Origin of the sequence: Tropicibacter naphthalenivorans, from assembly GCF_900176475.1 — a bacterium.
In the GTDB taxonomy this organism is placed as follows: Bacteria; Pseudomonadota; Alphaproteobacteria; order Rhodobacterales; family Rhodobacteraceae; genus Tropicibacter; species Tropicibacter naphthalenivorans.
This window is the reverse complement of record NZ_FWXX01000001.1, coordinates 63,948-85,497: the sequence shown is the minus strand read 5'-3', so window position 1 is coordinate 85,497 and position 21,550 is coordinate 63,948. Positions and strand designations below refer to the sequence as shown.

The window sequence follows — 21,550 nt, the reverse complement described above, 5'->3', positions numbered from 1 at the left end:
TTAACGACCCGTGGGGTTCCCTGCACGGGCGCAAAACCGCTCACTTTCGAGTCACGGTCGCGTGAGGAATGGTTTTCCCGTCTTTGGTGTTGCGAACGCGCACCTATGTTAGGCACACTGAGACAGGAGGCAGGCAGCGGTAGACCGCCGCTGGCTGGCAGAGACAAGGAGATCAATTTGAAACCGCAATCCCTCGCTCTGAGTAGGGATCGGGCCACGCCGCTTCGCCTTTTCTGGCTGACGACGCTGTCCATGGTCCTGATCGTATCGCAATCGCTGATGGCGGCGGCGCGTGGCGTCCCTGAAAGCTTTGCCGATCTGGCAGAACGCATCAGCCCCGCCGTGGTGAACATCACCACATCCACCGTGGTCGCAGGCCGCACCGGCCCGCAGGGCATCGTCCCCGAAGGGTCCCCGTTCGAAGACCTGTTCCGCGACTTCCAGAACCGGGGCCAGCCGGACCGTCCGCGCCGCTCTTCGGCGCTGGGGTCGGGGTTCGTCATCTCTGAGGATGGCTTTATCGTCACCAACAACCACGTGATCGAAGGCGCCGACGAGATCCAGATCGAGTTCTTCGAAGGGTTCGAGCTGCCCGCGACGCTGGTTGGCACCGATCCCAACACCGACATCGCGTTGCTCAAGGTCGAGGCCGACGGCCCGCTGAAGTTCGTCAGCTTTGGCGACAGTGACGTGGCCCGTGTTGGGGATTGGGTGATGGCCATGGGCAACCCGCTGGGGCAGGGCTTTTCCGTCTCGGCTGGCATCGTGTCCGCGCGCAACCGGGCGCTGTCCGGCACCTTTGACGACTACATCCAGACGGATGCGGCGATCAACCGGGGCAACTCGGGCGGCCCGCTGTTCAACATGGATGGCGACGTCATCGGCGTGAACACCGCCATCCTGTCGCCCAACGGTGGCTCGATCGGCATCGGCTTTTCCATGGCGTCCAACGTGGTGACCAAGGTTGTCGCGCAGCTCAAGGAGTTCGGCGAAACCCGCCGCGGCTGGCTGGGCGTGCGCATCCAGGACGTGACCGACGACGTGGCCGAAGCGCTTGGTCTGGAGCAGGCGCGCGGCGCGCTGGTGTCGGATGTGCCCGATGGTCCCGCCAAGGACGCCGGCATGATGGCCGGTGACGTCATCGTCAGCTTCAACGGCATTGAGGTCGAGGACACCCGCCAGCTGGTGCGCGTTGTGGCCAACACCCCGGTGGGCGAAACTGTCCGCGTGGTGGTCAACCGCGATGGCACGACGGAAACGCTGCGCGTGACGCTGGGCCGCCGCGAAGAGGCGCAGGGCGCTGTCCCCGCCGCCGCCACGCAGGACGCCCCGGTGGAGCCGTCCAAGCTGGACCTGCTGGGCCTGACGCTTAGCCCGCTGACGCCGGAAATCGCCGCTGAACTGGACCTGCCCGAGGGCACCGAAGGTCTGGCGGTCATGAACGTCGAAGAGGACTCGCAAGCCTTTGAAAAGGGTCTGCGCGCCGGTGACGTCATCGCCGAGGCGGGCCAGTCCCCGGTCAAGGCGCTGGACGAGTTCCAGGAGCGTATCGACGAGGCCAAGGACGAAGGCCGCAAGTCGCTGTTGCTGCTGGTGCGCCGTGGTGGGGATCCGCGCTTTATGGCGCTGAACCTGACCGACGAGTGATCTTGGCTTGAGCGAAACAAAATGGCGTCCTGCGGGGCGCCCTTTTTGCATGTGTGGGGGTTAGCCGGGGATTTGGTCGCGCTCCACCGCGATCAGCCCAAGGCCGCGCGCGGTTTCCAGCGACAGCTGCGCGCTGTTGAGCCCCCGGTCCGACTGGTAGCGGCGGATGGCGGCGGTGGTCGGCGCATCCAGCATCCCCGTGACGTTCCCCGAGAAATACCCGCGCGCGCCAAGCGCCCGCTGGATCGAGGCGATGAACTCGGGCGTCAGTTGCTCGGGGCAGGGCGCGTCAAAGGTGATCTGCGCGCGCGGCCGCACGATGCGCGGAACCGGAGCTTTGCGGTAAACAGGCGGGCGCACGACGGTGCCATCGGGGGCGATCTCTGCCTGGATGACCTGCACTTCGCCCATGACCTGTTCGTAAACGGCGGGGGTGATCTCATGTGCGATGCAGCCGCCATCCCCGGACGGGGTCGCCATGGGCGGCGGGCCAACCGGCTGCGGCTCAGGCGTCGAGGCACGGCTCACCGGCTCGGGCGCGCTACACGCAGCCACAAGCGCCATCGCGATCAGCGGGGCGGGAACTCGGATCATCTGCTCGGGCCTCTTCGTGCCTTGGTTTGTGCAACCCTAGCGGCTTTGTGCCTCTGTGGAAAGGGTGTCGTCCAAAAGCCGGTCCAGCAGTGGCGAGATATCCTCAATCGTATCGGCCAGAACATGCGTGACGCCATTGTCGCGCTGGATGCGCCCGGTCACGCGCAGCATCCGCCCAGAGATCACCGCGCGCCGGAACCGTTCATACATGGCGCGCCAGACGATGACGTTGACCACGCCGCTCTCATCCTCAAGCGTGAGGAAAATCACGCCCTTGGCGGTGCCGGGCCGCTGCCGCAGGATCACGATGCCCGCCACGGTGACGCGCGCCCCGTTGGGCGGCTGATCCAGCTGGCTGGTAGGCAGAGCAAAAGGGGGGCGGGGCCACGACATGAGAACTAAAGTAGAACATCTGGCGGAGTCCGCCAAGCCCGTTCACCAAACCTTCAGGAGGTTTTGATAGGAGCTATCAGCGGAAAAGATGCAAAAGGCTCTGGCAGGCAGCGCGTCAGGTGTCTAACACTACGCGCGACTTCAGTACGGAGACCAGAAAAGATGGCAAAGATCACCTATATTGAGCACAACGGCACCGAACACGTTGTGGATGTGGCCAACGGCCTGACGGTCATGGAAGGCGCGCGCGACAACGGCATTCCGGGCATCGAGGCGGACTGCGGCGGCGCCTGCGCCTGCTCGACCTGCCACGTCTACGTCGATCCGGCGTGGGTCGAAAAGATCCCGGCCAAGGAAGACATGGAAGAGGACATGCTCGACTTCGCGTTTGAGCCGAACCCCGACACCTCGCGCCTGACCTGCCAGATCAAGGTCACCGACGCGCTGGACGGCCTCGTGGTCCGTATGCCCGAAAAGCAGATCTAAAACCTCAAGGGGGCGCCGCGTCCACCGCCGCGCCCTTTACCAGCGCCCACCCGCGGCGCACAGCCCCCGCCGCGCCCGTCGAGAGTGCGCAGACGCCAGCCTCACTGCGCGGCCTTCCCAAAAACCCGCATCCCACGCCAAAGCGGTCTCTCCACCCCTAACTTCTTCTCTTTGGCAAATATCCCGGGGGTTTGGGGGCAGCGCCCCCAACCGGTCGCTCTCAAAGAGAGCGAAACCACTTGTTCAAAACCACTTTAGGGCTTCAAAATCGCCCCGGACCCCACTATCCCGCCCCTATGCGGATACTTTTTCTAGGCGATGTAGTGGGGCGCGCAGGACGTGCCGGGATCTCGGAACGGCTGCCAAAGCTGCGCGAGGAATGGAAGCTCGACTTCGTGGTCGTGAATGGCGAAAACGCCTCGAACGGCATGGGCCTGTCGGGCGAGCACGCCAAGCTGATCCTCGACGCCGGGGCCGATGTGGTCACGCTTGGGGACCACGCCTTTGATCAAAAGGACATGCTGTCCTTCATCGAAACCGAAAAACGCATCATCCGCCCGCTCAACTTCGCCAAAACCGCCCCCGGGCGCGGCGCGGGCCTGTTCGAAGACCGCCGCGGCCGCAAGATCCTTGTCACCCAGGTGCTCGGCCAAGTCTTTATGAAACGCGCCTTTGACGATCCGTTCTCGGCGGTCGACGAGACGATCCGCAAGCTTGGCGGTCAGGCGCAGGCGATCCTTGTGGATGTGCACTGCGAGGCGACCTCGGAAAAGATGGGCATGGGCCATTTCTGCGACGGGCGCGCCAGCCTTGTGGTCGGCACCCACACCCATGTCCCCACCGGCGACGCGCAAATCCTGCCCGGCGGCACGGCGTTCCAGTCCGACGCGGGCATGTGCGGCGACTACAATTCGGTCATCGGTATGGACAAGGCAGAGCCCATGCGCCGCTTTGTCACGGGCATGGTCAAGTCGCGCTTTCAGCCCGCCACGGGCGAGGCAACCCTGTCCGGCGTCTTTGTGGAAACCGACGACGCCACCGGCAAGGCCAAGACCGTCAAGATGGTGCGTCAGGGTGGACGGCTAGAGCAATCTGGCCCGTGAAGACCGCCTTGCCCTTTGCGGCGCTGGTGATCATCGGCGCGGCCTGGGGCGGCACGCAGCCCTTGGGCAAGATCGCCGTCTCCGAAGGCTATCGCCACTTTGGCCTGATTTTCTGGCAAACCGCGCTGATGGGGGTGCTGCTGGTGACGGTCACTTGGCTGCGCGGGCGCAGGTTGGCTTGGGATCGCCGGGCGCTGATCCTTTACGGGTTTATCGCCGTGGTCGGCACGGTGCTGCCCGGCATCGCCTCCTACAACGCCATCGCGCATTTGCCGTCGGGCGTCATGTCCATCCTCATCAGTTCCGTGCCGCTGTTCGCGCTGCCCATCGCGCTGGCGCTGGGGAACGACCGCTTTCACTGGACCCGCGCGCTGGGGCTGGGGATCGGCCTGACGGGCGTTACGCTGCTGGTGTTGCCGCAGGCCAGCCTGCCGCAGGGGATCAGCGCCCTTTGGGTGCCGGTCGCGCTGGTCTCTTCGCTGTGCTACGCGCTCGAAGGCAATCTGGTCGCCAAATACGGCACCCTTGGGCTGGATGCCTTCCAAGTGCTGGCGGGGGCGTCGATCCTTGGAGCCTTGATCACCGCGCCCTTGGCCCTGACGACCGGGCAGTTTATCGCGCCGCATTGGCCGCTGGGCGCGCCGGACCTTGCGCTGCTGGCCAGCGTGGTGCTGCACGCCTTTGCCTATTCCGGCTACGTCTGGCTGGTGGGGCAGGCGGGGTCGGTCTTTGCCGCGCAGGTCAGTTATCTGGTGACGCTGTTCGGGGTGATCTGGGCGATCACCTTCCTGGGCGAAGGCTATTCGGGCTGGATCTGGGGCGCTTTGGCCTTGATGCTGGCGGGCATCGCCCTCGTGCAACCGCGCCCCAAGGCGCTTGTACCGGGCGGCGCGCTCGGCCAAGATGCGTCCGGTTGAGAGCAAGGCAAAGCAAGGCAGTAGAACCCGCAGATGCAATGGATTGAGCTAAGCCAGACCGCGCAGGCTGGCATAACCCTCGCGGTGGTGATCGTGATGTTCGCGCTGTTCGTGCGCGAGATTTACCCGACCGAGGTGACGGCCATCGGCGGCGTTGGCGCGCTGCTGCTGTTGGGGGTGCTGCCCTATGACGCGGCGCTGGAGGTGCTGTCGAACCCCGCGCCCTGGACCATCGCGGCGATGTTCATCGTCATGGGCGGCTTGGTGCGCACCGGGGCCTTGGACGCCTTTACGCTCTATGCCCAGACGCAGGTGGTCAAGCGGCCACGGGTCGCCATGGCGGGTATCCTTGGCGTGGTGGTCATTGCCTCGGCCTTTATGAACAACACGCCGGTGGTGGTCGTGATGCTGCCGGTGTTCGTGCAGATCGCCAAGGCGCTGGACATCGCACCGTCCAAGCTGTTGATCCCGCTGTCTTATGCGGCGATCCTTGGCGGCACGCTGACCCTGATCGGGACCTCTACCAACCTGCTGGTGGACGGGGTCGCGCGGACGCAGGGGCTAGAGCCGTTTACCATCTTTGAGGTGACCCCGCTGGCGGTGATCCTGATCGCCTGGGGCATGTTCTACCTGTTTGTGATCGCGCCGAAACTGCTGCCGGAACGCTCTTCGATGGCGGGGATGCTGTCGGACCGCAGCCGGATGAAGTTCTTTACCGAGGCGGTCATCCCGCCGGAATCCAACCTCATTGGCCGCGAAGTGCTCAGCGTTCAGCTGTTCAAACGCGAAGGCGTGCGTCTGATCGACGTCATTCGCGGCGATGAATCGCTGCGCCGCGACCTCAAGGACGTGACCTTGCAGGTGGGCGACCGCGTGGTTTTGCGCACGCAGATGACCGAATTGCTGTCGCTGCAACGGAACAAATCGCTGAAACGCGTGGATCAGGTCTCGGCCAAGGAAACCACCACGGTCGAGGTGCTGATTTCCCCCGGATGCAAGATGATTGGCCGCAGTCTGGGTGCGTTGCGTCTGCGCCGCCGCTATGGCGTCTACCCCTTGGCGGTGCATCGGCGGAACCAGAACATTGGCCGCCAGCTGGACGAGCTGGTGGTGCGCGTGGGCGATACCCTGCTGCTCGAAGGCAGCCCGGACGACATCCAGCGCCTTGCCGAGGACATGAACCTCGTGGACGTCTCGCACCCCTCGGCCAAGGCGTTCCGCCGCGGTCACGCCCCCGTCGCCTTGGGCGCGCTGCTGGGGATCGTGCTGCTGTCGGCGCTTGGGGTGGCGCCGATCCTTGCGCTGGCGGTGATCGCCGTGGCCATCGTTTTGCTGACGCGCTGCATCGACGCCGATGAGGCGTTTTCCTTTGTCGAAGGGCAGCTGCTTGCGTTGATCTTTGCCATGCTGGCGATCGGCGCGGCGCTGCAATCGTCCGGCGCGGTGGCGATGGTGGTCGATGCGGTGGCCCCGCTGATCCAGACCTTGCCCGCGCCTGTGTTGATCTGGGCGATCTACATGCTGACGTCCGTGCTCACCGAAACCGTGTCGAACAACGCCGTGGCCGTGGTGGTCACGCCCATCGCGGTGGGCCTCGCGCAGGCCATCGGCGTCGATCCGCGCCCGCTGGTGGTGGCGGTGATGATCGCGGCGTCGTGCAGCTTTGCCACGCCGATTGGATATCAGACCAACACGCTGGTTTACGGCCCCGGCGGCTACAAGTTCTCGGATTTCCTCAAGGTCGGCTTGCCGCTGAACTTTAGCATCGGGGTGCTGGCGGCGCTGCTGATCCCGGTCTTCTGGCCCCTTTAGGCGTAGCGCTGGACAAAGGCGGACAGGATCCGCTCGGGCCAGGTCACATCGGCGGCGCGGCACATGTCGATCAAGTCCTGCGCGGTCTCGGGCGGGAAGTACCCCTTGTCCTTATAGATGCGAATGCGCGTCTCAAAGCCTTGCGCGTCCGCCTCGGGGTGGAACTGCGTGGCATAGACGTTTTGCCCATAGCGGATCATCTGGAACGGGCAGGGGGCGGCGTCCAGCAGGTGCACCGCGCCGTTCGGCAGCTCTTGGACCGCTTCCTTGTGGCCGACAAAGGCGTCAAAGCGCTCGGGCAGATCGGCCAGCAGCGGATCCGCCGCGCCTTGGGGCGTTTTCACGCAAGTGGTCGGCCCCACCGGCTCGCCGTATCGACGTTTCGACACCTCGGCCCCAAGGTGATGCGCCAGAATGCCGATGCCATAGCAACACCCCATAAAGGGGATGTCCTGCGCGGTGATTGTCGGCATGAGCGACAGGCAGGCGGCTTCGATCCGCGCCTCGACCGGATCCTTGGTGGCGGGGTCGTCCGAGACACAGCCCGGACCGCCGCCGACAATCACCCCGGCGTAATCGGCAGGGTTCAGGCCTTCGGGCAGCGGTTCACAATCCAGCCGGATGCGGTGGGTCTGCGCCTCGGTCAGCCCGCCCTTGGTCAGGATCGCTTGGAATTCATCATCGCTGGCCTCGGTTTCGGGGCGCAGCTGTAGGATCAGAAAACGGCTCATGCCGCTACCGCTACCGCGCCTTGCCGCAAAGGGAAAGGGCCGCCCATGTCGCAGGCCGCAGCCGCTCTTGGCAAGACCCCGGCCCATGCCCTATAGAGGCGCAAACAGATGTGACGTAAAGGGGAGCGTGCCATGGCTGGCCACTCAAAATGGGCGAATATTCAGCACCGCAAAGGCCGTCAGGACAAGATCCGCGCCAAGGTGTTCTCGAAGCTTTCCAAGGAAATCACCATCGCGGCCAAGATGGGCGATCCCGACCCGGACAAGAACCCGCGCCTGCGTTTGGCAGTCAAGGAAGCCAAGGGCCAGTCCATGCCCAAGGACAACATTGAACGCGCCATCAAAAAGGCCATCGGTGGCGAGGGCGAGGATTACGAAGAAATCCGCTACGAGGGCTACGGCCCCAATGGCGTGGCGGTGATCGTCGAGGCGATGACCGACAACCGCAACCGCACCGCGTCCACCGTGCGCTCGACCTTTACCAAGAACGGCGGCAACTTGGGCGAAACCGGCTCTGTCGGCTTCATGTTCGAACGCAAGGGCGAGATCACCTATCCGGCGTCGGTTGGCGATGCGGACACGGTGATGATGGCGGCGATCGAGGCGGGCGCGGAGGATGTGGAATCGTCCGAGGATGGCCACACGATCTACTGCGCCGACACCGATCTGAACGATGTGGCGACGGGCCTTGAGGCAGAGCTGGGCGAATCCGAGTCGACCAAGCTGATCTGGAAACCGACCACCACCACAGAGCTGGATCTGGACGCGATGCAGACCCTGATGAAGCTGGTCGACGCCCTCGAAGACGACGACGACGTGCAGCGCGTGACCACCAACTTCGAAGCCTCGGACGAGGTTATGGCGGCTCTGGAAAACTCCTGAGTTTGGTCTAACGGTATGAAAAGGCGGGCCTTTCCCTTGGCGGATCGGCCCGCCTTTTTGCGTTTAGCGCAGGCTGTCGCGGGCGGCGCGGCGTAGGGCGCGGGTCAGCGGGCGCAGGGCCGGAGCCATGAGGCTACGCACCTGCCAGTACAGCGGCACGCTGTGGGTGTGATCTGGCCGCATCGCGATCAGCGCGCCGGAGCTTAGGTGGCGGTCCACCATCGGGCGCGGGTTCAGCCCCCAGCCAAGGCCGGCCAGGCTGGCGAGGACAAAGCCCAAGGTCGAGGGCAGGTGATGGGTCGGCGGGGCAAGCGTTTGCCCGGTGACAGCGCGCAGCCACGTCCTTTGCAGCACGTCCTTGCCGGAAAAATCCAGCATTGGCGCGGTTTTCAGCGCCTCGGGTGTGACGCCATCCGCGAAATGCCGGGCATGGAAATCGGGGCTACAGGTGGCCACATAGGGCAGCTGCCCCAACGGGATCACATCGCAGCCCTGCACTGGCGTATCGCGGCTGGTGATGGCGGCGACCACATCGCCGCTGCGCAGGCGCTGGTCGGAAACGCTTTCATCTTCGACAACGATATCAAATAGATAGGATGTGCGCGCTAGGGCCGGAATGGCCCAGGTGTCCAAACTGTCGGCATTGATGGCGACCCGCAGGTGGGTCTGCGTCGTCTCGCCCAGATCGCGGGCAAGGGCGGCGTCCAGCAAGGCCAGTTCCTGCGCGTGCCGCGCCAGCCGCGCGCCGGTGGCGGTGGGGGTCGCGGGCGGCCCGCGCAGGATCAAGGGCGCGCCGGTCCGATCCTCCAACGCGCGTATCCGCTGCGAGATCGCAGAGGGCGTCACCCCCAGCTCCGCTGCCGCCAGATCGAACGCCCCAAGGCGCAGCACCGCCTCCAAAGCGGCCAGTTGGGCAGGGTCGTAGCGCATTAGCTATTCTTAATCAGGTTTAGCCAGATGAATTTGGCTTAGGATGCGTCAGCGGCTAATCCCTTGGCAAGACGTAAAAGAGGAACAAACGATGGACGCAGCACTGGCCGGATTTGCCCTGAGCCTTGGCTTGATCGTGGCGATTGGTGCGCAGAACGCCTTTGTCCTGCGGCAGGGGCTGCGGCGGGCGCATGTCTTGCCGGTGGTGCTGGTCTGCGCGCTGTCGGACGCGGTGCTGATCGCCGCCGGGGTGGCGGGGTTTGGCGCGCTGACGCGGTTGGTGCCGGGGCTGGAATGGGGGATGCGTCTGTTTGGCGCGGCCTTCCTGATCTGGTACGGCGCGCGCACCTTGCTGTCGGCGTGGCGCGGCGGCGAAGCTTTGACCGCAGGCGGCGAGACCGGCACATGGCAAAGCGCCGTGCTGACCTGCCTCGCGCTGACCTGGCTGAACCCGCATGTGTACCTTGATACGGTGGTGATGCTGGGGGCGATTTCGGCGGGGTATGACGACCGCCTCGCCTTTGCCATCGGGGCGATGAGCGCCTCTGGCGTGTTTTTCGTGACCCTTGGCTACGGCGCGCGGGCGCTGGCGCCGGTCTTTGCCCGGCCCGCCGCGTGGCGCATTCTTGACCTGTTGATCGGCCTGACCATGTTCGCCATCGCCCTATCGCTGCTGAAGGGGGGTTAACCGCTTGCCGCTGCCGCCAGACAGGCTAAGCCTTTGGTTATGGAAAGCGAATATCACAACCCGGCGCGCGGCGTCTTTTGGATGGTCCTGACGGGGCTGTGCTTTGTCATGGTCACGGCGCTGGTGAAACTCAGCGGTGGGCGTATCCCCGCGAGCGAGAGCGCCTTTTTGCGCTATCTGCTTGGCCTTGTGTTCCTGATCCCCATGTGGGGGTCCATGCGGGCGGTGCGGCTAAGCGCGCGCCAGTGGAAGCTGTTCGGCCTGCGCGGGCTGGTGCACACGGGCGGCGTGGTTTTGTGGTTCTTTGCCATGACGCGCATTCCCATTGCCGAAGTGACTGCGATGAACTACCTCAACCCGGTGTATGTCACTGTTCTGGCGGTGTTTTTCCTTGGCGAGAAACTGGCGCTGCGGCGGATCATGGCGATTGTCGCCGCCATGGTCGGGGCGTTGATCATCCTGCGTCCGGGGTTCCGAGAGCTGGACGCCGGGCATTTCGCCATGCTGATCACGGCGCTGCTGTTCGCGGTGTCCTATCTCTTGGCCAAGATCCTGTCGGGCGAGGTCAGCGCCTCGGTCGTCGTCGGGATGCTGTCGATCACCGTGACCATTGGCCTTGCGCCCCTGGCCATCGCGGTTTGGGTCTGGCCGACACCGTTCGAGCTGGCGGTGTTGTTCGGCGTGGCCTGCTTTGCCACGGCGGGGCATTTCACCATGACCTTGGCCTTTGCCGCCGCCCCGGTGACGGTGACGCAGCCGGTGACCTTTCTGCAATTGGTCTGGTCGGTGGCCATCGGCGCGCTGTTCTTTGACGAATCCGTCGACCCCTGGGTCATCGCCGGGGGCTCTGTGATCCTTGGGGCGGTGGTGTTCATTACCTGGCGCGAAGCGGTGCTGAAACGGCGCGTCACTCCGGTGGTTTCGGAAACAAAGGTCTAACCTCACACGCATTGTGCGCGATTCACGAAAACTCCCCACGCTCGGCGCATTTTCGCCCCGATTGTCGCGGACCCTCGAAAAATAAAGATAAATTCGAGGGAATGCAGACATGTTTACGAACGACAAGGTCACACACGACCTTTTGGAAATCGCCGAGTTCCTGCTGGACGAGCGCGCCAAGACCCTGTCCGAGGCCGAATGGCGGTTCCGGATGCGCGGTTACGGCTACAACCTGCGCCGGGTGGACGAGGGAATCGAGGTCGCAAAACTGCCGAAAAACGAAGTTTTGGGCACGATTGCCATCTAAAGCGGTCGTTTGAAGGTCGGTTTTGGGCTCTAAACAGGCGCGTCCTGCATCTGCGGGTTTGCGCCGGATGAATTTTTATTGACGCGTCAGTCAATAAACTTCAAACCGGATTCATGCCCAAGGTCGGACAAGAACCCATCAGACGGGCGGCGCTGGTCGCTGCCACCATCGAAGTGATCGGCGAAGCCGGATCGCTTGACGTGACCGTCAGCCAGATCGCCAAACGCGCCGGGATGTCCAGCGCGCTCGCGCACCATTATTTCGGCTCCAAGGCGCAGATTTTCCTCGCGGCCATGCGCCAAATCCTGACCGACTACGGCCAAGACGTGCGCGCGGCGCTGCAAGACGCCGCCCCCGAGGCGCGGCTCGAGGCGTTGATCGCCGTCAACCTCGACCCTTCCCATTTCCAGCCCGCGACGATTTCGGCGTGGCTGAACTTTTACGTCCTTGCGCAGCGCGACCCCGACGCGGCCCGCCTGCTGCGCATCTACCAAGGACGTTTGCGATCCAATCTCATCCACGCTTTGCGCGGGCGCACCGCGACCCCAGAGGCCACCGCCGACACGCTCGGCGCGCTGATCGACGGCGTGTACCTGCGCGCCGCGCTTGGCGGGGCGGGGATAGGGGATGCTCAGGCGCAGGTTCTGAGCGTGGCACAGGCTTTGTTAACCCCGGAGGCACAATGAAACCGAATATCCTGATCATTATGGTGGACCAGTTGAACGGGACGTTGTTTCCCGATGGCCCGGCAGAATGGTTGCACGCGCCCAACCTAAAGGCGCTGGCCGCACGGTCGACCCGGTTTCGCAATGCCTATACCGCTTCGCCTTTGTGTGCGCCGGGGCGCGCGTCCTATATGTCGGGGCAACTCCCCAGCGTCAGCCGCGTCTATGACAACGCCGCCGAGTTCGCCAGCGACATCCCCACCTACGCGCACCACCTGCGCCGCGCGGGCTATTACACCGCGCTGTCGGGCAAGATGCACTTTGTCGGGCCGGACCAGCTGCACGGCTTTGAGGAACGCCTGACCACCGACATCTACCCCGCCGATTTCGGCTGGACCCCCGATTACCGCAAGCCGGGCGAGCGCATCGACTGGTGGTATCACAACATGGGTTCGGTGACCGGCGCCGGTGTGGCCGAGATTTCCAACCAGATGGAATATGACGACGAGGTCGCCCATAACGCCAAGATGAAACTCTATGATCTGGCGCGCGGCAAGGACGACCGCCCGTGGTGCCTGACGGCCAGCTTTACCCACCCGCATGACCCCTATGTTGCGCGGCGTAAGTACTGGGATTTGTACGAGGATTGCGACCATCTGCTGCCCGAAGTCCCCGCCATGGACTACAAGGATCACGACCCGCATTCCAAGCGCATTTTCGACGCCAACGACTGGCGCAACTTTGACATCACGCAAGACGATATTCAGCGGTCGCGCCGCGCCTATTTCGCCAACATCAGTTACCTCGACGATAAGATCGGCGAGCTGTTGCAGGTGCTCGAAGACACCCGCCAAGAGGCGATCGTGGTCTTTGTCAGCGACCATGGCGACATGCTGGGCGAGCGCGGCCTGTGGTTCAAGATGTCCTTCTTTGAGGGCTCGTCGCGGGTGCCGATGATGATCGCCGTGCCGGGGGGCGAGGGCGGTTTGGTCACCGAGCCGGTGTCCAACATCGACGTCTGCCCGACGCTCTGCGATTTGGCCGGGGTGGATATGTCCGAGGTGGAGCCTTGGACGGCGGGGCAGTCGCTCGTGCCGCAGATGCAGGGCGAGGCGCGCACCACCCCCGTGGCGATGGAATACGCCGCCGAGGCGTCTTATGCGCCGATGGTGTGCCTGCGCGAAGGGCGGTGGAAATTCACCCGCTGTCAGCTGGACCCCGAACAGCTGTTCGACCTGGAGGCGGACCCGCATGAGTTGCAGAACCTCGCGGGTGATCCGGCCCATGCCGAGACGCTGAAACACTTTCAAACGCTGGCCGATGCCCGCTGGGATCTGGACCGTTTCGACGCCGAGGTGCGGCAATCGCAGGCCCGCCGCTGGGTCGTCTACGAGGCGTTGCGGCTGGGCGGTTATTTCCCGTGGGACTTCCAGCCGCTGCGCGATGCGTCCGAGCGCTACATGCGCAACCACATGGATTTGAACGATCTCGAGGAAAGCCAGCGCTTCCCGCGCGGCGATTAACCCTCTGACGTTCCGCACTAATCTCAGGTGCGCCCGCAGGGACCGCGCCCCGAAAGGAGTTTTTTGATGGCGTATGATACGCAACCCAAAGCCAGCCATTTCGTCGATGGCGCCTACCTCGAAGACACCGCCGGTGAGCTGATCGAGGTGATCTACCCGGCCACCGGCGAGGTCATCGCCCGCGTTTATGCGGCCACCGATGCGGTGATCGAGGCGGCCATCACCTCGGGCCGCCGCGCGCAGGCTCAGTGGGCCGCAATGTCCGGGACAGAGCGGGGCCGTGTGCTGCGCCGTGCCGCGGACATCATGCGCGAGCGCAACCATGAATTGTCTGTTTTGGAGACTTTTGACACCGGCAAACCCTTGCAGGAAACGCTGGTGGCCGATGCGACTTCGGGCGCGGATGCTTTGGAGTATTTCGGCGGTCTGGCGGGCAGCCTGACGGGCGAGCACGTCAACTTGGGCGGCGACTGGGGCTATACGGTGCGCGAGCCTTTGGGCCTGTGCGTGGGCATCGGCGCGTGGAACTACCCGACGCAAATCGCCTGCTGGAAGGGCGCGCCTGCGCTGGCTTGCGGCAATGCGATGATCTTTAAACCGTCGGAAACCACGCCGCTTTGCGCGCTGAAAGTCGCGGAAATCCTGCACGAGGCGGGCGCACCAGCGGGGCTTTATAACGTGATCCAGGGCATGGGCGCGGTGGGCGGCAAGCTGGTGACAGAGCCGCGCGTCGACAAGGTCTCGCTCACCGGATCGGTGCCCACGGGCCGCAAGGTCTATGCCGCCGCCGCCGAGGGCATGAAGCACGTCACCATGGAACTGGGCGGCAAATCCCCGCTGATCGTATTCGAAGACGCAGAGATCGACAACGCCGTCGGCGGCGCGATCAACGGCAATTTTTACTCGACGGGCCAGGTCTGTTCCAACGGCACGCGGGTCTTTGTGCATTCCAGCATCAAGGACGCCTTCCTTGCGCGCCTCAAGGGCCGCATGGCCGGGATCGTCATGGGCGACCCGCAGGACGAGGCCACCAACATCGGCCCCATGGTGTCCCAGCGCCAGCGTGACATCGTCGAGGGCTATATCGCCAAGGGCAAGGCCGAAGGCGCAACCCTGATCGCCGGGGGCGAGACGCCCGAAGGCGCGGGCTTTTACATCCAGCCCACCGTCTTTGCCGACGTCACGGACGAGATGACCATCGCCCGCGAGGAAATCTTTGGCCCGGTCATGGCGGTGCTGACATTCGACGACGAGGCAGAGGTCATCGCCCGCGCCAATGCCACCGAATTCGGCCTGTCCGCCGGGGTCTTTACCCGCGACATCAGCCGCGCCCATCGCGTGATCGGCCAACTGCGCGCCGGGTCGTGTTTCATCAACAGCTACAACGACGCGCCGGTGGAACTGCCCTTTGGCGGGGTCAAGGCGTCCGGCGTCGGGCGCGAAAACTCGAAGGCGGCCATCGAACACTACAGCCAACTCAAAAGCGTCTACGTCCGCATGGGCGACGTCGAAGCGGCCTTTTAAAAGCCCAAGGGGATCAAGCACATGCAAGCGGATTACGTGATCATCGGGGCGGGCAGCGCGGGCTGCGCCATGGCCTATCGCCTGACCGAGGCGGGCAAATCGGTGATTGTCATCGAACATGGCGGCAGCGATTGGGGGCCGTTCATCAACATGCCCGGCGCGCTCAGCTACCCGATGAACATGAAGATGTACGATTGGGGATTCCGGTCCGAGCCAGAGCCGCAGCTGGGCGGGCGCCGCATGGCCACCCCGCGCGGCAAGGTCATTGGCGGGTCGTCCTCGATCAACGGGATGATCTACGTGCGCGGCCATGCGCTGGACTATGAGCACTGGCGGGATCAGGGCGCGGACGGCTGGGGCTACGCCGACGTTCTGCCCTACTTCAAGCGCATGGAAGACTGGCACGACGGCGGGCACGGCGGGGACGCCGCGTGGCGCGGGCAGGGTGGGCCTTTGCACGTCACGCGCGGCAAGCGCGACAACCCGCTGACGCAGGCCTTTGTCGAGGCGGGGCGGCAGGCGGGCTATCCCGTGACCGGCGACTATAATGGCCAGCAACAAGAGGGCTTTGGCGCCTTTGACATGACGGTCTGGAAGGGCGAGCGTTGGTCCGCCGCCAAGGCTTACCTGCGTCCCGCCGTGCAAAAAGGCGCGCAGCTTGTGCGCGGTCTGGCGCGGCGTGTGGTGATCGAAGACGGGCGCGCCGTGGGGGTCGAACTGCGCCGGGGCGCGCGTGTCGATGTGATCCGCGCCAACGCCGAGGTGATCGTGGCCGCTAGCGCCATCAACTCTCCGGCCTTGCTGATGCACTCTGGCATCGGCCCGGCGGAGCATTTGCGCGAACATGGGATCAAGGTTGTCGCCGACCGCGCGGGCGTGGGGCAAAACCTGCAAGACCACCTCGAGCTTTATATCCAGATGGCCGCCACGCAGCCGGTGTCGCTGGCGAAATACTGGAACCTCTTGGGCAAAGCCTATGTGGGCGCGCGCTGGTTGCTGACCCGCACCGGGCCCGGGGCGTCGAACCAGTTCGAAAGCTGCGGTTTCATTCGCTCGTCGGCGGGCGTGCAATACCCTGATATTCAATACCATTTCCTGCCCATCGCCGTGCGCTACGACGGGCAGGTCGCGCCCGAGGGCCATGGCTTTCAGGCCCACACCGGCCCGATGCGGTCCAAGTCTCGCGGGGCGATCACCCTTGGCTCGAACGACCCAGAGACCGCGCCGAAGATCTTCTTTAACTACATGTCGCACCCTGATGACTGGACGGAATTCCGCACGGCCATTCGCCTTACGCGCGAGATTTTCGGGCAAGAGGCCTTTGCCCCCTATCGCGGTCACGAGATTCAGCCGGGCGAGGCGATGCAGAGCGACGACCAGCTTGACGAGGTTATCCGCCAGCACGCCGAAAGCGCCTATCACCCCTGCGGCACCTGCCGGATGGGGCGGGCGGACGACCCGATGGCCGTGGTCGACCCCGAAGGCCGCGTGATCGGTGTGCGGGGGCTGCGTGTGGCCGACAGCTCGATTTTCCCACGGATTACCAACGGAAACCTTAACGCGCCGTCGATTATGGTGGGCGAAAAGATCGCCGATCACGTGCTGGGGCGGCGTTTGCCCGCCGAAAACGCCGAGCCTTGGGTGAATCCCGCGTGGGAGACCTCGCAGCGTTAATCATTAATTCAGGCTAGGGTTGAAACTTTGGCCTGAATTGCCGATCTTAACTGCATGTTAAGACTTGCCCTGATATTTTCGCTGGCCTTGTCCAGCGCTGCCTCTGCCGAACGCGCGGTGACCGGTCCGGCCTATATTGTCGACGGCGATACCTTGGTGATCGACGACGTGCGCATTCGCCTGCATGGCATTGATGCCGTAGAGAAAAACCAGATGTGCGGCGGGCAGGGCGCGCCCATGTGGCCTTGCGGCAAGTGGGTGACTGCCGAGGTCAAGGCGCGCTATGGCGGGCGCGATCTGTCGTGCTTTGAGCGTGACGTGGATCGCTACGGACGCATGGTGGCGGTCTGTTACGACGGCGAACGAGACCTGAACCGCGAGCTGGTGCGCGGCGGTTTGGCCTTTGCCTACCCCAAGTATTCCATGAACTATGTCGGGGACGAGCGACACGCGCGCAATGTCAAAGCCGGTCTGTTCGGCACGGGCGTCGCCACGCCTGCAACTTTTCGCAAGGCGGCCCGCGATGGGCTGCGCGCGCAAAAGGCAGCTTCGGTGCCCGAAGATTGCCAGATCAAAGGCAACATCAGCCTGCGCAGCGGCGAGAAAATCTACCACGTTCCGGGGCAGGAGTATTACCTGGATACGGTGATTTCCCCGGAGAAGGGCGAGCGTTATTTTTGTAGCGAAAGGGATGCCATCGACAGCGGATGGCGCCGGGCCAAGAAATAAAGGTGTTTAAATTCAAAGGGTTAGTGGTCTCCCTGGCCCTTCGCATTTTTGCGCCGAAAACCTTGTCTGATTGATTGATGTCAAAGTCTTGTTTTGCGCTTGGGGGCATTCTGACTGCGAACAAGATGACAAGGAGGAGACGCAAATGTCCCACACCCCGCATGAGCTTCACGAAGAGTTCCCGGAATTCGCTGACAAGATGTCGGCGCTGAAAACGTCCGATGCGCATTTCGCCAAGCTGGCTGACAAGTACCACGAGGTGAACCGTCAGGTGCACCGCGCAGAGACCAACGTCGAGCCGATGGAACAGCTGGCCGAAGAGCAGCTGCGCAAGGAACGCTCGGCCCTGAAGGATGAGATTTACGGGCTGCTGAAAGCATCCTGAACAGTGTTCTGAACGATGTTCTGAACTTGGTTCACAGGCCCCCGGTCAGATTGGCCGGGGGGTTTTCTATTCAAGCTCCGCTTCGATGGCCGAGGTGATGGGGCGCGACTGCGGGCGGGCGGTCGAGCCAAAGCTGGCGACGAACTCGCCGTCCTTATCCAGCAGCACCTTGTTGAAATTCCAAGACGGTTCAAAGCCTTGGGTGTCCTTGAGCCATTGGTAAAACGCGTGCGCCTGCGGGCCTTTGACATGGGTGATGTCGGTCATCGGCAGCGTCAGGTCAAAGTTGATGGCGCAGAAATCCTTGACCGCCTCACCGGTCGCCAGCTCTTGGCGGAAATCATTCGAGGGCACTGCCAGAACCACCAGCCCTTGCGCGCCGTAGGTGTCTTGCAGCGCTTGCAGCCCGTCGTATTGCGGCGTGAACCCACAGCGCGAGGCGGTGTTGACCACCAGGACGGGGCTTCCGCGCAGGTCGTCCAGCGACAGGGTGCCGCCGTCGATATTGTCAAAGGTAAAGCTCGGCGCGGCGTGGGCGGCAAGCGGCGCAAGTGCAAGGAACAGGGCGGCAAGGCGGGTCATGGCGTGTCTCCGGTTTCGCATTGATCTAGGCGCGTCGCGCGAAAGGTCAAACCACGCTTGCAAACAGGCCGCTGGCTGTGGTGCAGTGGGGCGATCAAAAGAGGTGGGACATGGCCGGTGGTTGGAGCCGCGATGGCGCGGAAAACGAGCAGATGGAAGCCTCGATCCAGGAGGAACTGGACCGCATGAAGCTGCGCCGGATGCCGTCCGGTGAGAGCTTTCTAGAGTGTGCGAAATGCGGCGAGGAGATCCCCGAAAAACGGCGTCTGGCGTTGCCGGGAGTCAAGCTGTGCGTGGAATGCGCGTCCGAACGGCAGGGGCGCGAGGTGCGCGCATCTAGCTATAACCGGCGTGGGTCCAAGGACAGCCAGTTGAAGTGACGGGTTCATTCACGAGCTTTTCGGATATTTGATAATTCGTCTGCGGTCCTTGGTGGTTCGTCCATTCGTAGGTTGCGATGTGCCATTGCATGGCAGTTGGGACAGAGCGGAATGAGGTCTTTGGTTGGATCTACCAAACGTTCCTCCTGCCCGTTCCCGAGTGGGTCCAAATGATGGATGTGAATGAAGTCTTCACCGAGTGGTCCATACGTTTTTTCGAAATCAAAGCCGCAGGATGCGCAATTCAAAGAGCCATGGTGTTTGCTTCGCCAGTGTTTGATGCAGGCTGTACGAAGAGCGGGGTTTCGTTCATAGCGATTGGTCGTGATCTGTACGGCAGAACCTTCTTTGTCTGGAAGGGATTCAATTTCTGAAGGAAAAGCGACGTTTTCGTCAGACTCTACAATGTTGGGAGCGACGAGGAAGACGGGGTATATTTTCCTCTCGCCGGGCTCAGCCGCCTCGGACCATTGATCGACAAGGGACTGGAACGCCGGATCCGATTCGGAGACTCTTGTGAATCCTAGTTTTCGGAGTTTCGCCTCAAAATTGTTGCGAGCGACAGTTGGAACGGAATGGTTGCTACGTTTTGCGGCACTTCCAGGGTAGTTAATTTCAGAGAGTATCCAGCCTGTTGGAGCAATTTTAAACCTACCGTCAGCCAAGAGGGCGGTTAAATTGATATTGTTTTTTAGGCGCTCAGCGGAATGCGGAGCGTCTAAAAAACGCTCCGCCGCTTCCTTCACAATTTTGATGCTGAGTTCTGGCACTAAGCTTCCATCGCCTCAAGCTGGTCGATGAAGCCTTCGATCATCGACAGGCCCTTATCCCAGAACTTGGGGTCCGAGGCATCCAGACCAAAGGGGGCCAGCAGCTCGGAATGGTGCTTGGACCCGCCCGCCTTGAGCATGTCGAAATACTTGTCCTGGAAGCCTTCGGGCTGTTCCTGGTAGGCGGCATAGAGCGCGTTCACCAGACCGTCGCCAAACGCGTAAGCATAGACGTAGAACGGCGAGTGCACGAAATGCGGGATGTAGGCCCAGAAGGTCTCGTACCCTTCCATGAAGTCGAACACCGGCCCAAGCGATTCCGCCTGCACCGACATCCAAAGCGCGTTGATGTCGTCCGGGGTCAGCTCGCCGCCGCGCCGCGCGTCGTGCAGCTTGCATTCGAAGTCGTAAAACGCGATCTGGCGGACCACCGTGTTGATCATATCCTCGACCTTGCCGGCCAGCAGGACCTTGCGCTCGGCGTCATCCTTGGCCTTGTCGAGCATGGTCTGGAAGGTCAGCATCTCGCCGAAGACAGACGCGGTTTCCGCGAGGGTCAGCGGGGTCGAGGACAGCATCTCGCCTTGCCCTGCGGCCAGAACCTGGTGCACGCCGTGGCCCAGTTCATGCGCCAAGGTCATGACATCACGGGGTTTTCCGAGATAGTTCAACATCACGTAGGGGTGCACGTCGGTGACGGTGGGGTGGGCAAATGCACCGGGCGCCTTGCCGGGTTTCACCCCCGCGTCGATCCAACCCTTGTCAAAGAAGGGCGTGGCGATCTCGCCCATGCGCGGGTCAAAGGCGTTGTAGGCGTCCATCACCGTCTGGCGCGCCTCGTCCCAGCCGACGATGCGGTCGGTTTCCATGGGCAGGGGCGCGTTGCGGTCCCAGACCTCCATAGTCTCCAGCCCCAGCCACTTGGCTTTCAGCGCGTAATAGCGGTGCGACAGGCGCGGGTAGGCGTCGACCACGGCGTTGCGCAGCGCCTCGACCACCTCGGGTTCCACGTGGTTCGACAGGTGGCGGCCCATCTGCGGGCTGGGCATCCCGCGCCAGCGATCAAGGATCTCTTTTTCCTTGGCTTGCGTGTTATGAACGCGGGCGAAGGTCTTGATATTATCCGCAAAAACGCGGGCCAGCTCGCGGGCAGCGGCCTCACGCTTGGAGCGGTCCTGCTCGGTCAGGAAATTCAGCGTGGCTTCGATGTTCAGCTCTTCGCCGTCGATGGTGAAGGTCAGTCCGGCGATGGTTTCGTCGAACAGCCGTTCCCAAGCGTCGCCCACAACCCCCAGATCATGCAGGAATTTTTCCAGCTCGTCGGACAGCTGGTAGGGCTTCATGGCGCGAATGCGGTCGAACACCGGCTTGTAGCGCGCCAGATCGCCATTCTGGGCAAAAAGCTTGTCCAGATGGTCGTCCTCGAGGCGGTTCAGCTCAAGCGTAAAGAACACCAGAGGCGTCGAGAAGTTGGTGATCTTTTCCTGGCAATCGGACAGAAACTTGGCGCGCTCGGCGTCGATGGTCAGCTGGTAATAGCGCAGCCCCGCAAAGGACATGATCCGCCCGGCGATATTGTCGATCCGCTCGTTGCGCTGCACGCAGGTCAGCAGCTCATCGGCGCTCAGCGTGGCCAGCTTGCCCTCGTAATCGGCGGCAAAGCTGCGGCAGGCCTCTTCGAGCCAGTCCAGATCGCGTTTCAGCTCGGGGGCGTCGTCCGACGGATACAGATCGGTCAGATCCCACTCGGGCAGGCCGCCCAGATCCTTTCCACCGGCATTGGCGTTGGCGTCAAAGGTGGGCTGAATGGTCATGTCTGTCTCCTATTTGTGTCCCCGAGAGGTAAGCGCCCCCATAGGCAAGGTTCAAGCCTTTGCCGCAGGATCGCT

At 63.2% G+C, this 21,550-nt stretch carries 23 protein-coding genes; 16 read left to right on the top strand and 7 right to left on the bottom strand.

Translation table 11 applies throughout. The features are described 5' to 3' along the window. The first annotated feature begins 177 nt into the window (after positions 1–177). Positions 178–1,647 carry a DegQ family serine endoprotease gene (locus tag B9A11_RS00350; RefSeq protein ID WP_234988698.1) on the top strand — a complete coding sequence of 490 codons (1,470 nt, stop codon included), beginning with the start codon at positions 178–180 and terminating at the stop codon, positions 1,645–1,647. 60 nt (positions 1,648–1,707) lie between these two features. Here the strand turns inward: B9A11_RS00350 and B9A11_RS00345 are convergent, their stop codons facing one another. Both B9A11_RS00345 and B9A11_RS00340 read right to left on the bottom strand, forming a co-directional pair. Continuing rightward, positions 1,708–2,241 (bottom strand): peptidoglycan-binding domain-containing protein, encoded by a 534-nt coding sequence (locus B9A11_RS00345; protein WP_058246321.1) that lies wholly within the window; start codon positions 2,239–2,241, stop codon positions 1,708–1,710. Positions 2,242–2,277: 36 nt separating this feature from the next. Continuing rightward, positions 2,278–2,634 carry an OB-fold nucleic acid binding domain-containing protein gene (locus B9A11_RS00340; RefSeq protein ID WP_058246322.1) on the bottom strand — a complete coding sequence of 119 codons (357 nt, stop codon included), beginning with the start codon at positions 2,632–2,634 and terminating at the stop codon, positions 2,278–2,280. Positions 2,635–2,796: 162 nt separating this feature from the next. Between B9A11_RS00340 and B9A11_RS00335 the strand changes: the two genes are divergently transcribed. The 4 genes from B9A11_RS00335 to B9A11_RS00320 all read left to right on the top strand — a co-directional run bounded on the left by B9A11_RS00335 (position 2,797) and on the right by B9A11_RS00320 (position 6,952). Beyond that, positions 2,797–3,120, top strand: a complete 324-nt coding sequence (locus B9A11_RS00335) for a 2Fe-2S iron-sulfur cluster-binding protein (protein ID WP_058246323.1) — start codon at positions 2,797–2,799, stop codon at positions 3,118–3,120. Between the two features lie 296 nt (positions 3,121–3,416). Further along, complete coding sequence (locus B9A11_RS00330; RefSeq protein ID WP_058246324.1) at positions 3,417–4,223, top strand: TIGR00282 family metallophosphoesterase; 807 nt, start codon at positions 3,417–3,419, stop codon at positions 4,221–4,223. Beyond that, entirely contained in the window at positions 4,220–5,140 is a 921-nt protein-coding gene (locus tag B9A11_RS00325; protein ID WP_058246325.1) for a DMT family transporter, read from the top strand. Before B9A11_RS00330 ends, B9A11_RS00325 begins: the two co-directional genes overlap by 4 nt. Before the next feature lie 33 nt (positions 5,141–5,173). Continuing rightward, positions 5,174–6,952: an SLC13 family permease gene (locus B9A11_RS00320; RefSeq protein ID WP_058246326.1), complete on the top strand. Its 1,779-nt coding sequence runs from the start codon at positions 5,174–5,176 to the stop codon at positions 6,950–6,952. On the opposite strand, the gene B9A11_RS00315 is transcribed toward B9A11_RS00320, so the two are convergent. After that, entirely contained in the window at positions 6,949–7,683 is a 735-nt protein-coding gene (locus tag B9A11_RS00315; protein ID WP_058246327.1) for a glutamine amidotransferase, read from the bottom strand. The genes B9A11_RS00320 and B9A11_RS00315 overlap by 4 nt on opposite strands. Before the next feature lie 132 nt (positions 7,684–7,815). Here B9A11_RS00315 and B9A11_RS00310 point away from each other — a divergent pair, with 132 nt between their 5' ends. Then, the gene (locus B9A11_RS00310) at positions 7,816–8,565 is read left to right on the top strand and encodes a YebC/PmpR family DNA-binding transcriptional regulator (protein ID WP_058246328.1); all 750 of its coding nucleotides are present in this window, start codon (positions 7,816–7,818) and stop codon (positions 8,563–8,565) included. A 63-nt stretch (positions 8,566–8,628) separates the two neighbouring features. On the opposite strand, the gene B9A11_RS00305 is transcribed toward B9A11_RS00310, so the two are convergent. Continuing rightward, entirely contained in the window at positions 8,629–9,495 is an 867-nt protein-coding gene (locus B9A11_RS00305; protein WP_058246329.1) for a LysR family transcriptional regulator ArgP, read from the bottom strand. A gap of 91 nt (positions 9,496–9,586) precedes the next feature. On the opposite strand from B9A11_RS00305, the gene B9A11_RS00300 reads away from it, so the two are divergent. From B9A11_RS00300 to B9A11_RS00260, 9 genes are all read left to right on the top strand, one after another. Further along, positions 9,587–10,183, top strand: coding sequence for a LysE/ArgO family amino acid transporter (locus B9A11_RS00300; protein ID WP_058246330.1), 597 nt, complete (start codon positions 9,587–9,589; stop codon positions 10,181–10,183). A 39-nt stretch (positions 10,184–10,222) separates the two neighbouring features. Beyond that, positions 10,223–11,122 carry a DMT family transporter gene (locus tag B9A11_RS00295; protein ID WP_058246331.1) on the top strand — a complete coding sequence of 300 codons (900 nt, stop codon included), beginning with the start codon at positions 10,223–10,225 and terminating at the stop codon, positions 11,120–11,122. Positions 11,123–11,231: 109 nt separating this feature from the next. Then, a complete protein-coding gene (locus tag B9A11_RS00290; protein ID WP_058246332.1) occupies positions 11,232–11,429 on the top strand; it encodes a hypothetical protein in 198 nt (65 codons plus the stop codon). Between the two features lie 113 nt (positions 11,430–11,542). Further along, positions 11,543–12,115 carry a transcriptional regulator BetI gene (betI, locus tag B9A11_RS00285; RefSeq protein ID WP_058246333.1) on the top strand — a complete coding sequence of 191 codons (573 nt, stop codon included), beginning with the start codon at positions 11,543–11,545 and terminating at the stop codon, positions 12,113–12,115. Further along, positions 12,112–13,617, top strand: coding sequence for a choline-sulfatase (gene betC, locus B9A11_RS00280; RefSeq protein WP_058246334.1), 1,506 nt, complete (start codon positions 12,112–12,114; stop codon positions 13,615–13,617). The genes betI and betC overlap by 4 nt, the downstream gene beginning before the upstream one ends. A 66-nt stretch (positions 13,618–13,683) precedes the next feature. Next, positions 13,684–15,141 carry a betaine-aldehyde dehydrogenase gene (gene betB, locus B9A11_RS00275; protein ID WP_058246335.1) on the top strand — a complete coding sequence of 486 codons (1,458 nt, stop codon included), beginning with the start codon at positions 13,684–13,686 and terminating at the stop codon, positions 15,139–15,141. Between the two features lie 21 nt (positions 15,142–15,162). Next, on the top strand, positions 15,163–16,815 hold the full coding sequence (gene betA / locus B9A11_RS00270; protein WP_058246336.1) for a choline dehydrogenase: 1,653 nt from the start codon (positions 15,163–15,165) through the stop codon (positions 16,813–16,815). A gap of 54 nt (positions 16,816–16,869) precedes the next feature. Beyond that, positions 16,870–17,544, top strand: coding sequence for a thermonuclease family protein (locus B9A11_RS00265; RefSeq protein ID WP_058246337.1), 675 nt, complete (start codon positions 16,870–16,872; stop codon positions 17,542–17,544). Between the two features lie 145 nt (positions 17,545–17,689). Next, positions 17,690–17,929 carry a YdcH family protein gene (locus B9A11_RS00260; protein ID WP_058246338.1) on the top strand — a complete coding sequence of 80 codons (240 nt, stop codon included), beginning with the start codon at positions 17,690–17,692 and terminating at the stop codon, positions 17,927–17,929. Between the two features lie 66 nt (positions 17,930–17,995). Here the strand turns inward: B9A11_RS00260 and B9A11_RS00255 are convergent, their stop codons facing one another. Then, the gene (locus tag B9A11_RS00255; protein WP_058246339.1) at positions 17,996–18,511 is read right to left on the bottom strand and encodes a glutathione peroxidase; all 516 of its coding nucleotides are present in this window, start codon (positions 18,509–18,511) and stop codon (positions 17,996–17,998) included. 110 nt (positions 18,512–18,621) lie between these two features. On the opposite strand from B9A11_RS00255, the gene B9A11_RS00250 reads away from it, so the two are divergent. Beyond that, the gene (locus B9A11_RS00250) at positions 18,622–18,891 is read left to right on the top strand and encodes a DksA/TraR family C4-type zinc finger protein (protein ID WP_058246340.1); all 270 of its coding nucleotides are present in this window, start codon (positions 18,622–18,624) and stop codon (positions 18,889–18,891) included. Between the two features lie 5 nt (positions 18,892–18,896). Here B9A11_RS00250 and B9A11_RS00245 read toward each other — a convergent pair whose 3' ends face one another. Further along, positions 18,897–19,661, bottom strand: a complete 765-nt coding sequence (locus B9A11_RS00245) for an HNH endonuclease (protein ID WP_083499752.1) — start codon at positions 19,659–19,661, stop codon at positions 18,897–18,899. Next, positions 19,661–21,475: a M3 family oligoendopeptidase gene (locus tag B9A11_RS00240; RefSeq protein WP_058246342.1), complete on the bottom strand. Its 1,815-nt coding sequence runs from the start codon at positions 21,473–21,475 to the stop codon at positions 19,661–19,663. The genes B9A11_RS00245 and B9A11_RS00240 overlap by 1 nt, the downstream gene beginning before the upstream one ends. Between the last annotated feature and the right edge of the window lie 75 nt (positions 21,476–21,550).

Bases quoted from the DNA above. Each gene is read 5' to 3' on its own strand.
- B9A11_RS00345 (WP_058246321.1), bottom strand. From the start codon at position 2,241: ATGATCCGAGTTCCCGCCCCGCTGATCGCGATGGCGCTTGTGGCTGCG.
- B9A11_RS00340 (WP_058246322.1), bottom strand. From the start codon at position 2,634: ATGTCGTGGCCCCGCCCCCCTTTTGCTCTGCCTACCAGCCAGCTGGAT.
- B9A11_RS00335 (WP_058246323.1), top strand. From the start codon at position 2,797: ATGGCAAAGATCACCTATATTGAGCACAACGGCACCGAACACGTTGTG.
- B9A11_RS00330 (WP_058246324.1), top strand. From the start codon at position 3,417: ATGCGGATACTTTTTCTAGGCGATGTAGTGGGGCGCGCAGGACGTGCC.
- B9A11_RS00320 (WP_058246326.1), top strand. From the start codon at position 5,174: ATGCAATGGATTGAGCTAAGCCAGACCGCGCAGGCTGGCATAACCCTC.
- B9A11_RS00315 (WP_058246327.1), bottom strand. From the start codon at position 7,683: ATGAGCCGTTTTCTGATCCTACAGCTGCGCCCCGAAACCGAGGCCAGC.
- B9A11_RS00310 (WP_058246328.1), top strand. From the start codon at position 7,816: ATGGCTGGCCACTCAAAATGGGCGAATATTCAGCACCGCAAAGGCCGT.
- B9A11_RS00305 (WP_058246329.1), bottom strand. From the start codon at position 9,495: ATGCGCTACGACCCTGCCCAACTGGCCGCTTTGGAGGCGGTGCTGCGC.
- B9A11_RS00300 (WP_058246330.1), top strand. From the start codon at position 9,587: ATGGACGCAGCACTGGCCGGATTTGCCCTGAGCCTTGGCTTGATCGTG.
- B9A11_RS00295 (WP_058246331.1), top strand. From the start codon at position 10,223: ATGGAAAGCGAATATCACAACCCGGCGCGCGGCGTCTTTTGGATGGTC.
- B9A11_RS00290 (WP_058246332.1), top strand. From the start codon at position 11,232: ATGTTTACGAACGACAAGGTCACACACGACCTTTTGGAAATCGCCGAG.
- betI (WP_058246333.1), top strand. From the start codon at position 11,543: ATGCCCAAGGTCGGACAAGAACCCATCAGACGGGCGGCGCTGGTCGCT.
- betC (WP_058246334.1), top strand. From the start codon at position 12,112: ATGAAACCGAATATCCTGATCATTATGGTGGACCAGTTGAACGGGACG.
- betB (WP_058246335.1), top strand. From the start codon at position 13,684: ATGGCGTATGATACGCAACCCAAAGCCAGCCATTTCGTCGATGGCGCC.
- betA (WP_058246336.1), top strand. From the start codon at position 15,163: ATGCAAGCGGATTACGTGATCATCGGGGCGGGCAGCGCGGGCTGCGCC.
- B9A11_RS00265 (WP_058246337.1), top strand. From the start codon at position 16,870: ATGTTAAGACTTGCCCTGATATTTTCGCTGGCCTTGTCCAGCGCTGCC.
- B9A11_RS00260 (WP_058246338.1), top strand. From the start codon at position 17,690: ATGTCCCACACCCCGCATGAGCTTCACGAAGAGTTCCCGGAATTCGCT.
- B9A11_RS00255 (WP_058246339.1), bottom strand. From the start codon at position 18,511: ATGACCCGCCTTGCCGCCCTGTTCCTTGCACTTGCGCCGCTTGCCGCC.
- B9A11_RS00250 (WP_058246340.1), top strand. From the start codon at position 18,622: ATGGCCGGTGGTTGGAGCCGCGATGGCGCGGAAAACGAGCAGATGGAA.
- B9A11_RS00240 (WP_058246342.1), bottom strand. From the start codon at position 21,475: ATGACCATTCAGCCCACCTTTGACGCCAACGCCAATGCCGGTGGAAAG.